10 protein-coding genes are annotated in these 10,926 nt (G+C 70.4%); 8 read left to right on the top strand and 2 right to left on the bottom strand.

Annotation, left to right across the window (positions count from 1 at the left end; translation table 11 throughout):
* On the bottom strand, positions 1-739 hold a 739-nt coding region (locus ACTB72_RS05095; protein WP_463035903.1), incomplete at its 3' end, for an AAA family ATPase.
* Positions 736-1,872 (bottom strand): metallophosphoesterase family protein, encoded by a 1,137-nt coding sequence (locus ACTB72_RS05090; protein ID WP_463035902.1) that lies wholly within the window; start codon positions 1,870-1,872, stop codon positions 736-738. The genes ACTB72_RS05095 and ACTB72_RS05090, both read right to left, overlap by 4 nt.
* A gap of 163 nt (positions 1,873-2,035) precedes the next feature.
* Here ACTB72_RS05090 and ACTB72_RS05085 point away from each other — a divergent pair, with 163 nt between their 5' ends.
* From ACTB72_RS05085 to ACTB72_RS05050, 8 genes are all read left to right on the top strand, one after another.
* Positions 2,036-3,598 carry an AMP-binding protein gene (locus ACTB72_RS05085; RefSeq protein WP_463035901.1) on the top strand — a complete coding sequence of 521 codons (1,563 nt, stop codon included), beginning with the start codon at positions 2,036-2,038 and terminating at the stop codon, positions 3,596-3,598.
* Between the two features lie 10 nt (positions 3,599-3,608).
* Positions 3,609-4,619 carry an NADPH:quinone oxidoreductase family protein gene (locus tag ACTB72_RS05080; RefSeq protein WP_463035900.1) on the top strand — a complete coding sequence of 337 codons (1,011 nt, stop codon included), beginning with the start codon at positions 3,609-3,611 and terminating at the stop codon, positions 4,617-4,619.
* Between the two features lie 308 nt (positions 4,620-4,927).
* Positions 4,928-7,804, top strand: a complete 2,877-nt coding sequence (locus ACTB72_RS05075) for a monovalent cation/H+ antiporter subunit A (RefSeq protein WP_463035899.1) — start codon at positions 4,928-4,930, stop codon at positions 7,802-7,804.
* Between the two features lies 1 nt (position 7,805).
* Positions 7,806-8,186 carry a Na+/H+ antiporter subunit C gene (locus tag ACTB72_RS05070; protein ID WP_463035898.1) on the top strand — a complete coding sequence of 127 codons (381 nt, stop codon included), beginning with the start codon at positions 7,806-7,808 and terminating at the stop codon, positions 8,184-8,186.
* Positions 8,183-9,721 carry a monovalent cation/H+ antiporter subunit D gene (locus ACTB72_RS05065; protein WP_463035897.1) on the top strand — a complete coding sequence of 513 codons (1,539 nt, stop codon included), beginning with the start codon at positions 8,183-8,185 and terminating at the stop codon, positions 9,719-9,721. The genes ACTB72_RS05070 and ACTB72_RS05065 overlap by 4 nt, the downstream gene beginning before the upstream one ends.
* Position 9,722: 1 nt before the next feature.
* Positions 9,723-10,223: a Na+/H+ antiporter subunit E gene (locus tag ACTB72_RS05060; RefSeq protein ID WP_463035896.1), complete on the top strand. Its 501-nt coding sequence runs from the start codon at positions 9,723-9,725 to the stop codon at positions 10,221-10,223.
* Positions 10,220-10,507 (top strand): K+/H+ antiporter subunit F, encoded by a 288-nt coding sequence (locus ACTB72_RS05055; RefSeq protein ID WP_463035895.1) that lies wholly within the window; start codon positions 10,220-10,222, stop codon positions 10,505-10,507. The genes ACTB72_RS05060 and ACTB72_RS05055 overlap by 4 nt, the downstream gene beginning before the upstream one ends.
* Positions 10,504-10,899, top strand: coding sequence for a Na+/H+ antiporter subunit G (locus ACTB72_RS05050; protein ID WP_463035894.1), 396 nt, complete (start codon positions 10,504-10,506; stop codon positions 10,897-10,899). Before ACTB72_RS05055 ends, ACTB72_RS05050 begins: the two co-directional genes overlap by 4 nt.
* Positions 10,900-10,926 lie beyond the last annotated feature (27 nt).

The following is a 10,926-nucleotide window of genomic DNA, read 5'->3' as shown; positions in this document are numbered from 1 at the left end:
GCCGGGCCGCGGCTTCGGGGTCGAGCAGCGCGGCGAGCCGGGCGCGGTCCGCACGGCGCCGGGCGAGCGTGTCGCGCAGGGCCGCGACGCGGGCCGACAGCGCCTCCGCCTCCGCCTCATGGCGGTCCGCCGCTTCCAGCGCGCGGGCGTAGTCGCCCCCGGCCTTGGGGCGGCCGGTGGCGGTGACCAGCGCGCTCAGCTCGGCCTCGCAGCGGGCCAGCGCGCGGACCATGCGGCGTCCGCCGGTCAGCGCCTCGACCTCTCCGGCGACGGCGGCGAGCGCGTCCTCGCGCGCCCCGCGATCCGCGCTCCCCATCTCCGCGGCGCCCTGCGCCACCCACAAAAGCCCCGCCGGGCCCCGCGCGCCGCCGGGCAGGCGGGCGGCGAGCCAGGCCTCCGCGTCATCGCCTTGCGCCACCAGCCGGCCGGTTCCCGCGTCATGGATCAGCGCCCGTTTCGCGCCGAGCCAGCGTTTCGTCACCCGGAAGGTCCCGTCCGAAAATTCCAGATCCGCCTCGACCAATGGGTTTCCGCCCGAATGGGGGCGCAACGACTTCACCGCCGCCGGCTGCCCGGTATGGGCCTGAAAAATCAGCGCCTGCAGGGCGTCGAAGCAGGTGGATTTCCCCTCCTCGTTCGGCGCCGCAAGCACGTTGACCCCGTCGCCGATCCCCTCGATCGCCACGCCGCGCCCGGCGAAGCGGCGCACATTTCCCAGCCGAAGCGCGCGCAGGATCATGCGGCGTCCTCCGACCCGGCGTCTTCGGTGGCGTAGGCGTGCAGGCGGGCGAGCGCCGTGGCGGCCGCGGCGCGCTCGGGCGCCGGCCGGGCCGGGTCGCGGGCCTCATCCAACAACAACTCGGCCGCGTCGCGAAGCGCGCCGGCGCGGTCGATGGCGTCGAGGTCGGCGACTTCGGGCTCCAATGCCAGGCCCTCGGCCCGGATCTCGGCGAAGGCGAAGTCGGGCGCGGCATGCTCGGCGGCGGCGAGCAGGGCCGCGCGTTCGGGCAGGCGGGCGCGGCCCGAGGCCTCGACGCGCAGCAGGGTCCGGCGGCGGCGCGCGGGCTCGGGCAGGGCGGCGAGGAGGCGGGCGGCGAAATCCTCGCCGGGGAGCAAGCCCAGCTCGACCGTCGACCAGGCGAATTCTCCGGTCTCCACCGGGGCGACCTGCGGCTCGGCGCCGGGGCCGGGCAGGGCGACGGCCAGCGCCTGCCCGGGCCCGCGATGCAGAAACCGGTCGGGCTCGGGCGCGCCGGAATACCAGGTGCGGGCGTCGATGCGGACCTGGCCGTGCCAGTCGCCGAGCGCGAGGTAGTCGAGCCCCGCGCGGCGCGCCCGGTCCGGGGCCAGCACGTCGGTCGCGCCTTCTTCGCCGAACGCGTTCACCGCGCCATGGGCAAGCCCGATCCGCAGCGCGCCCGGCGGCGTCGCCGCGCCATCCATCCACTCCGCCAGATCCCGGCCGGGGCGGCGGGAGGGGCAGGGGGCGGGCAGGACCACCACGCCAGGCGCAAGCGCGATGGGTTCGGGGCGCAGCGCCAGGCGGACATTGGGCGGCGCCTCGGCGGCGGCGCGGGTCCAGAGTTCGTCGGCGGCCAGCGAGTCATGATTGCCCGGCAGGATCACCCAAGCGATCGCGGGGTCCGCCGCCATGGCCTGGAAGCCCTGGCGGAGCGTGGCGGGGGCGGGGGTCTCGGCGTCGAACAGATCCCCCGCCACCAGCACATGCGCCGCCCCCGACGCCCGCGCGGCGGCGGCGAGGCGTTCCAGCGCGCCATGCCGCGCTTCGGTCAGCCGTCCGCGCAGCGCCTCGGGCATCCGCCCGAAGCGCTTTCCCAGATGCAGGTCGGAGGTGTGCAGGATGCGCAGCATGAAATCCCTCGGGCCCCGCGGAAGCGGCGCTCCGCCCCCGGATAGAGCATCGGCGGCGCAGGGGCCAGCCGACCGCCGCCCGAGAGTCCAATTGACCGGAGCCTATGCGGTCCTTAGTGCTGCACAGCGGAACACGAAAAAACACCAGGGTGGAAGCGGCATCATGCGCGTGATCGATTTCCTCGACCGTGGGGCGATGCTCGCGCCTCACGCCCCGTGCCTGTCGGACGACGACCGCACGATCACCTATCGCGAGGCGCAGGCGGCGACCCATGCCATCGCGCGCGCCCTGAAGGCGCTGGGCGTGGCCCCCGGCGACCCGGTGGCGGTGATCACGCCCAACGACGCCTGGGGCTATGTCGCCTGCCTCGGCCTCGGCCGGGCGGAGGCGGTGTGGGCGCCGCTCAACCCCCGCTCGACCTTCGAGGAGAACCTCGGGAACCTCGATCTGACCCGGCCGAAGCTGCTGCTCTACCATTCCGACCATGCGGACGAAGCGGCGGCGTGGATCGCGCAGGGGGCGACGCTGGAGGCGGGCCTTTGCATCGACCGCGACGACGCGGGGCGCCCGGGCCTGCCCGCGCTGATCGAGGGCGACGACGGCGCCCCGATCCCCCCGCCCGCGGCGATGAACGACCGCGGCGCCGGCTACCGGCTCGCCTTCACCGGCGGCACCACGGGGCGGCCCAAGGGGGTGCCGCACACGTATCTCTCGCATGAGATCAACGCCGCCGCCTATGCGGTGCTCTGGGCCGCGCAGACCCCGCCGCGCTATCTGCTGGCCGCGCCCATGACCCATGCGGCGGGGGGGCTGATCCCGCCGGTGATGCTGCTCGGCGGGTCGGTCCGGCTGATCCGCAAGGCGGACCCCGAGCGGATCATGGAGCTGATCGAGGCCGAGCGGATCACCGAGCTGATGCTGCCGCCGACGGTGATCTACGCGATGCTGGACCACCCCAAGGTCCGCTACTTCGACTATGCCAGCCTGCGCCACTTCATGTTCGCCGCGGCGCCGATGTCGCCGGAAAAGATCAGGCGGGCCATCGATATCTTCGGCCCCTGCTTCGCCCAGTTCTACGCCCAGTCCGAGGTCGCCATGTCGGTCACCTGGATGGGGCCGAAGGATTATGCGGAGGCCGCCCGCGACCCCGCGCTCGCCCATCGCCTCGCCGCCGCGGGGCGGCCGGGGCCGTTCACGCTGCTGGCGATCATGGGGCCGGACGGGACGCTGCTGCCCGACGACGAGATCGGCGAGATCGTGGTCCGCTCCAACCAGGTGATGGACGGCTATCTCGACAACCCCGAGGCGACCGCCGAGACCTTCGCCCATGGCTGGCACCATACCGGCGATCTGGGGCGGCGCGACGCGGACGGGTTCTACTATCTGGTGGACCGCAAGCGGGACATGGTGATCTCGGGCGGGTTCAACATCTATCCCGGCGAGGTCGAGAAAGTGCTGCTCGGCCACCCCGCCATCCAGGATTGCGCGGTGATCGGCACGCCGGACGAACGTTGGGGCGAGGCGCTGACCGCGGTGATCCAGCTCGCCCCAGGGGCCGCGCTCGATGCGGAAACCCTGCGGGGCTGGGCGCGGGAGCGGCTGTCGGGCGTCAACACCCCCAAACGCTACGAGTTCTGGGAAGATCTGCCGCGCAGTCCGGTCGGCAAGGTGCTGAAGCGCGTGATCCGCGACCGTTTCTGGGAAGGCCGCGACCGTGCGATCTGAGGGTGAGACGATGACCGAGACCATGCGCGCGGTGATCTGCGAGAGCTATCGCGACTATGACGACCTCGAGCTGAAGCAGGTTCCCGTCCCCGGCGCCCCGGGACCGGAGGAGGTGCGGATCGGCATCAAGGTGTCGGGCGTCAGCTGGGCGACGACGCTGATGGTGGCGGGAAAATACCAGCGCAAGTTGTCCGTCCCCTTCGCGCCGGGCGCCGAAGTGGCGGGCGAGGTGCTGGAGGCGGGCGCGGAATCGGGCTTCCGCCCCGGGCAGCGGGTCTGCGCGGTGCTCGATTTCGGCGGCTATGCCGAGCAGGTGGTGGTCCATGCCCGCCATGTGTTCGAGATCCCCGGGGGCAAGCCGATGGAAGAGGGCGTGCCGATCCCGATGTCGTGGATGACCGCCTATGGCGGGCTGGTCTGGCGGGCGAAGATCAGGCCCGGCGACAAGGTCATGGTCCACGGCGCCGCCGGCGGGGTCGGGTTGCCGGCGATGGAGATCGCCCGCGTCATGGGCTGCGAGACCTTCGCCGTGGTCCGCGGCGAGGCCAAGGCCGCCTATTGGCGGGCCAATGGCGCGGATCATGTGATCGACTCGACCCAGGTGAATTTCCGCGACTACGTGGCCGAGGCGACCGCCGGGCGGGGCGTCGACGTGGTCTACGACACCGTCGGCGGCGACGTGCTGCATCAGAGCTTGCGCTGCCTTGCGGATGACGGGCGGCTGGTGGTGATCGGCTTCGTGGGCGGCGACATCGCGCAGGTGCCGTCCAACATCCTGCTGCTCAAGAACATTTCGGTCTGCGGGCTGAACATGGGCCAGTATGTCGGCTGGGGCGTGGTCGATGAGCGCGCCCGCTTCGCGCCGCTCTACCGCTCGGGCGTGGCCCAGCTGATCGCGTGGTGGGGCGAGGACCGGATCAAGCCGCGGATGCACGCGACCCTGCCGCTCGCGCAGTTCCGCGAGGCGATGGCACTGGTCACCGGGCGCGAGGCCATCGGCCGGGTGGCGCTGACCCTCTGAGCCGGCGCGCCCCCGCCCGCCGCCCCCCGCCCGCCGCCCTCGGGCCGGGCGAGGGCGGATCCCGGCGCATCTTTCGCACGCCCTACGCCGGCGCGAGGGTCACGAACGATGTCCGTCGAACCGCAGGCTCGCCCGGGGCGGTCTGCAGGCGAACCGGACCGCGCCGCGCTCCGGAACCGCGCCGCGCTGAGGAAAAGTTGATCGGGACGTGAGCGGCGCCCCGAAGGATCGGGTCGGTCACTCTTGAGCCGCGACGCGCTTTCCCGCACATAGGACCCGACCGTCGCGGCAGCAGTTCAGGAGCGCCCTTGTCCCTTTTCATCGTCGTCCTCCTGCCGTTCCTCGGCGCGCTGCTGCCCGGCCTGATGAACGCCGCCGGGCGCAGCGCCTGCGCCGGGGTCACCTTCACCGTCACCCTCGCCGCCTTCATCGGCCTGATGACCAACGCTCCCGCGGTCTTCGCCGGAGAGGTGCTGACCGCGCGGCTGGACTGGATCCCGCTGCTCGGGCTCAACGTCACCCTGATGCTCGACGGGCTGGGGTTCTTCTTCGCCACGCTGATCCTCGGCATCGGGCTGCTGATCATCGCCTATGCCCGCGCCTATCTCTCGCGCGAAGACAACATGGGCGAGTTCTTCACCTATCTGCTCCTGTTCCAGGGCGCGATGGTGGGGATCGTGCTGAGCGACAACATCTTGCTGCTGCTGGTGTTCTGGGAGCTGACCTCGCTCTCGTCCTTCCTGCTGATCGGCTACTGGAAGCACCTGCCCGAGGGGCGGCAGGGCGCGCGCATGGCGCTGACCGTCACCGGGCTGGGCGGGCTCGCGATGATCGCCGGCATGCTGATCCTCGGCAATATCGCGGGCAGCTACGATCTCAGCGTGATCCTGCAAAACCGCGCGCTGATCCAGGCCTCGCCGCTCTACCTGCCGGCGCTGATCCTGATCCTGCTCGGCTGCTTCACCAAATCGGCGCAGTTCCCGTTCCACTTCTGGCTGCCGCGCGCGATGGCCGCGCCGACGCCGGTCTCGGCCTATCTGCACTCCGCCACCATGGTGAAGGCGGGCATCTTCCTGATGGCGCGGATGTGGCCGGTGCTGGCGGGGACGCCGGAATGGTTCGTCATCGTCACCACCGCCGGTCTGATCACCATGGTGCTGGGCGCGTTCATCGCCTTCTTCAAGCATGACCTGAAGGCGCTGCTGGCCTTCTCCACCGTCAGCCATCTGGGGCTGATCACCATGCTGCTCGGAACCGGCACCGCCTTCGGGGCGATGGCGGCGGTGTTCCACATCCTCAACCACGCCACCTTCAAGGCGGCGCTGTTCATGTCGGCCGGGATCGTCGACCACGAGGCGCATACCCGCGACATCCGCCGCCTGGGCGGCCTGCGCAGGCTGATGCCGATCACCTTCGGGGTCGCGACGCTCGCCGCCCTGTCGATGGCCGGCATTCCGCTGCTGAACGGGTTCCTCTCCAAGGAGATGATGCTGGAGGAAGCGACCCGGACCCTCCTCTTCGACTGGCCGCTGCTGGTCCCGGCGCTGGCGGTTCTGGGCTCGCTGTTCTCGGCCGCCTATTCCTTCCGGCTGATCGGGCATGTGTTCCTCGGCCCGGTGCGCGACGACTATCCCGCCAGGCCCCACGATCCGGGGGCGGGGATGTGGCTGCCGCCCGCGATCCTGGTGGCGATCGTGGTCGCGGTCGGCGTCGCGCCGTTCCTGGCCGAGCCGCTGGTGATGCTTGTGACCGGCGCGGTGCTGGGGCAGTCCGCGACGCTGCCCGACGTGCATATCAAGATCTGGCATGGGGTCGTCCCCGCGCTTTACATGTCGATGGCCGCGGGCGCCGGCGGGCTGCTGATGCTCGCGCTGTTCAAGCCGTTGCTGCGCCTCTGGGACGCGACCCCGCGGCCGGACGCGAAGGTGATCTTCGACGCGATCGTCGCGGGCGTGGCGTCGCTGGCGCGCGGCGCCATCCACCCGGTCCATAACGGCGCCTTCACCCGCTACGCGGCCATCGCCACCGTCGTCATCGTCGCGGCGGGGCTCTATGCATGGGCCACCGGCGCCGATGCGGGCGCCACCAGGGCGATGCAGTCGGCGGGACCGGCCTTCATCGCCGGCTGGCTGATGCTGATCGTCGCCGCCTGCGCGCTGGTGGCGCTGCATCGCGACCGGCTCTTGTCGCTGATCCTGATCGCGATCATCGGGCTGATGGTCTCCATCGGCTTCGTGTTCCTCAGCGCCCCGGATCTCGCGATGACGCAGATCACGGTGGAGGTGGTGTCGATCATCCTGCTGCTGCTGGCGCTGAACTTCCTGCCCAACCGGACGCCCAGGGAAAGCACGTCCCTGCGCCGGACCCGCGACGCGGGCGTCGCCGCGCTGGGCGGGCTCGCGACCACCGGGCTCGCCTATCACTACCTGATGCGCGATGCGGTGGCGCCGTCGATCTCCGAGTTCCACCTCGCCAATTCCTATGCGGGCGGCGGCGGGACCAATGTGGTCAACGTGATCCTGGTCGACTTCCGCGGCTTCGACACGTTCGGCGAGATCATCGTGCTCGGCATCGCAGCCCTGCTGATCTACGCGCTGACCGAGACGCTGCTGTCGGGCCCGGTGCGCGCGCGCCTGCTCAACCGCAAGCCCGACCAGCCGCGGGCCGGCGACATGCATCCCACGATGATGGTGGTGCTGACCCGGGTGATGATGCCGGTGGTGCTGATGGTCGGCTTCTACATCTTCCTGCGCGGGCATAACGAGCCGGGCGGCGGCTTCATCGCCGGGCTCGTCGTCTCCATCGGCGTGGTGATGCAGTATATGGCGAGCGGCTTCGCCTGGGCGTCGGAGCGTCAGCGCTATCCCTATCACGCCATCATCGGCGCGGGCGTGCTGGTGGCGGGCCTCACCGGGATCGGGGCGTGGTTCGCCGACAAGCCGTTCCTGACCTCGGCCTTCGCCTATGTCCGGATCCCGCCCTTCCATAAATTCGAGCTGGCGACCGCCGCGGCCTTCGATCTCGGCGTGTTCCTGGCGGTGGTGGGCGCGGTGATGCTGTCGCTGGAGAGCTTCTCGCGGCTGGCCCGGCGCGCCAACATGCCTGAAAGCGAGCATCCCATGGATATCGACCCGTCCCGCGAGCCTTCGCCGTCCGTCCCGGGCGCAGCGCAGGGAGGGGCGTGATATGGAACTGCTCGTCGCCACGGCCATCGGCGTCCTGACCGCCGGCGGACTTTACCTGATGCTGCGCCAGCGCACCTTCCCGGTGATCCTGGGCATGTCGATGCTCACCTATGCGGTGAACGTGTTCCTCTTCGCCTCGGGCGGGCTGACCGTCGGCGCCTCGCCCATCCTGCTCGACGGTGTCGAGACCTATACCGATCCGCTGCCGCAGGCGCTGGTGCTGACCGCCATCGTGATCTCCTTCGGGATGACCGCGGTGGTGGTGATGATCGCGCTGGGCGCTTACCTCGGCGGGTCCGACGACCGCGTGGACGACCCCGAAGACCCCCCCGAAGACCCCAACGAAGGCGATGCGCGCAAGGCCCGGAGCGACGCGGCATGAATCACTGGATCATCGTTCCGATCGTGCTGCCCGCGATGCTGGCCCCGTTCATCGTGCTGGCGGCCCGGCATCATCCGGGCATCCAGCGGGTGCTGTCGGTCGCGGGCGTCGTGGCGCTGATGGCGGTGGCGGCCGGGCTCGCCTGGACCGCGTCGGACGGCGCGATCACGCTCTATCAGCTCAGCGACTGGGCGGCGCCCTTCGGCATCGTGCTGGTGGCGGACCGACTGTCGACGCTGATGGTGCTGCTGACCTCGGTGCTGGCCTTCTTCGTGCTGCTCTACGCCATCGGCTCGGGCTGGGACCGGCGGGGGCAGCATTTCCACGCGCTCTACCAGTTCCAGCTGATGGGCATCATGGGGGCGTTCCTGACCGGGGACCTCTTCAACCTCTTCGTGTTCTTCGAGGTGCTGCTGATCGCGTCCTACGGGTTGATGATTCATGCGGGCGGCAATCCGCGGCTCAGGGCCGGCGTGCAATACGTGCTGTTCAACCTGCTGGGCTCGACCCTCTTTCTCTTCGCGCTGGGCTCGATCTACGCCGAGACCGGCACGCTCAACATGGCCGATCTGGCGCAGCGGGCGGCGATGATCGGGGCGGATGCGACCACCGGGATCCGCATCGCCTCGGTGCTGCTGCTGCTGGTCTTCGCGATCAAGGCCGCCGTCGTCCCGCTGCATTTCTGGCTGCCGTCGAGCTACGCCGAAGCGCCGGGCCCGGTCGCGGCCCTCTTCGCCATCATGACCAAGGTCGGCGCCTACGCGATCATCCGGGTCTACACGATGATCTTCCCGGTCGATCTCGAGGCCACCGCGGGCCTGCATGGCGCCTGGCTGCTGCCCTTCGCGCTGGTCTCGCTCGCGGTGGGCATGGTCGGCGTGCTGGCGGCGCGGCGGCTGAACCGGCTGGCGGCGTTCTCGGTCATCGGTTCGATGGGCATGGTGATGGTGGCGACGTCGCTGTTCACCGAAGCCGGGATCACCGCGGCGCTTTATTACGTCGTGCATTCGACGCTGGCGGCCGGCGCGCTGTTCCTGATCGTCGACCTGGTGCGCGGCGCGCGGGCCGATCTGGCGCTGACCGCCCAGCCGCCCGTCGCGGGCGCGGCGATGACCGCGGGGCTGTTCTTCGCCGCCGCCATCGCCATGGTGGGGCTGCCGCCGCTGTCGGGCTTCGTGGGCAAGCTGCTGATCCTCGACGCCGCCTTCGCCTCGCCCCACGCGGTCTGGATCTGGGCGGTCGTGCTCTGCTCCAGCCTGGTCGCCATCGTGGGCTTCTCGCGCGCCGGCAGCGTGGTGTTCTGGAAGGCCGAAAGCCTCGCGCCGGCGTCGGGCGAGGCCCCGCCGCGTCCCGCAGCGCTCTCCTACGTGGCGGTCGGCGGGCTGCTGGCGCTGATCGCGGCGCATACCGTCTTCGCGGGACCGGCCCAGTCCTACATGGCCGCCACCGCCGCCCAGCTCTTCGCGCCGGCCCCGTATTATGCGACCGTGCTGGACACGCCCGGCAAGCTGAGCGAACCCGAGGAGGGTCACTGACATGGGCAGGCTCCTGCGACGGCTGCTGCCTCACCCGCTCCTGACGCTGATCCTCGCGCTGGTGTGGATCGTGCTGCAGAACGACCTCACCGCCGGAATGGCGGTGTTCGGGCTGATCCTCGGCATCGTCATCCCGCGGATGACCGTCGGCTGGTGGCCCGACCGGCCGCAGCGCATTCACCTGCCGCGGCTCGCCGCCTATGTCGCGCTGGTGATCTGGGACATCATGGTGGCGAACATCCAGGTCGCCTGGATCGTTCTGACCCGGTCCAACGCCAACCTGCGCCCGATCTGGGTGGTGGTGCCGCTCGATCTGCGGCAGCCCGAGGCGATCACCGTGCTCGCCGGCACCATCACGCTGACGCCGGGGACGGTGTCGGCGGATCTGTCGGACGGGGGCCGGTCGTTGCTGGTCCATGCGCTCGACGCCGAGGATGCCGACGCGGTGCGCGACGACATCAAACAGCGCTATGAGCGCCGTCTGAAGGAGATCTTCCTATGAGCCTCGCCGTCGATCTCATGAACATCAGCCTCGTCGCGGCCTTCGCCGCCGTCGCCATCGCCCAGATCCTGGCCATGATCCGGCTGGTCATCGGCCCGTCGACCGGGGACCGGATCCTCGCGCTCGACACCATGGTGATCAACTCGATCGGGCTTGTCGTGCTGCTGGGCGTCCATCAGGGCACGCAGATCTATTTCGAGGTCTCGCTGCTGGTCGCGATGCTCGGCTTCGTGTCGACCGTGGCCTACGCCCGGTTCGTGCTGCGCGGAGACATCATCGAATGAGCGTCGATCTCGAAATCATCGGCGTCCTCGTCGTCGCCCTGTGCCTGCTGGTCGGCGCGATCTTCGCGCTGGTGTCGTCCATCGGGCTCTTGAAGTTCGCCGATCCGATGACCCGGCTGCATGCGCCGACCAAGGTCGGCACCATCGGCGTGGGGGCGCTGTTGCTGGGCTCGATGATCCACAGCTACATCTTCGGCGACGGCTCGTTGCATGAGCTGCTGATCATGGCGTTCCTGTTCGTGACCGCGCCGATCTCCGCCCATTTCATCGCCAAGGTGAACCTTCACCGCCGGGCCTGCGCGGCCCCGCCGCCGCCCTCGGGCGATGCGATGTGGTCCACGCTCGACGTGCCCGAGCAGGACCGCGAACTCGCCGAGCCGCCCAGGACGTAGGCTCGCCTGCCGCCGCCCGCGCTCAGC

It is taken from the genome of Albimonas sp. (assembly GCF_055129145.1).
The sequence above is the reverse complement of the archived record's forward strand: the minus strand, read 5'-3'. Positions and strand labels throughout refer to the sequence as shown.

Excerpts from the sequence above, each read along its gene's own strand:
- ACTB72_RS05090 (WP_463035902.1), bottom strand. The coding sequence starts at position 1,872 with ATGCTGCGCATCCTGCACACCTCCGACCTGCATCTGGGAAAGCGCTTC.
- ACTB72_RS05085 (WP_463035901.1), top strand. The coding sequence starts at position 2,036 with ATGCGCGTGATCGATTTCCTCGACCGTGGGGCGATGCTCGCGCCTCAC.
- ACTB72_RS05080 (WP_463035900.1), top strand. The coding sequence starts at position 3,609 with ATGACCGAGACCATGCGCGCGGTGATCTGCGAGAGCTATCGCGACTAT.
- ACTB72_RS05070 (WP_463035898.1), top strand. The coding sequence starts at position 7,806 with ATGGAACTGCTCGTCGCCACGGCCATCGGCGTCCTGACCGCCGGCGGA.
- ACTB72_RS05065 (WP_463035897.1), top strand. The coding sequence starts at position 8,183 with ATGAATCACTGGATCATCGTTCCGATCGTGCTGCCCGCGATGCTGGCC.
- ACTB72_RS05060 (WP_463035896.1), top strand. The coding sequence starts at position 9,723 with ATGGGCAGGCTCCTGCGACGGCTGCTGCCTCACCCGCTCCTGACGCTG.
- ACTB72_RS05055 (WP_463035895.1), top strand. The coding sequence starts at position 10,220 with ATGAGCCTCGCCGTCGATCTCATGAACATCAGCCTCGTCGCGGCCTTC.
- ACTB72_RS05050 (WP_463035894.1), top strand. The coding sequence starts at position 10,504 with ATGAGCGTCGATCTCGAAATCATCGGCGTCCTCGTCGTCGCCCTGTGC.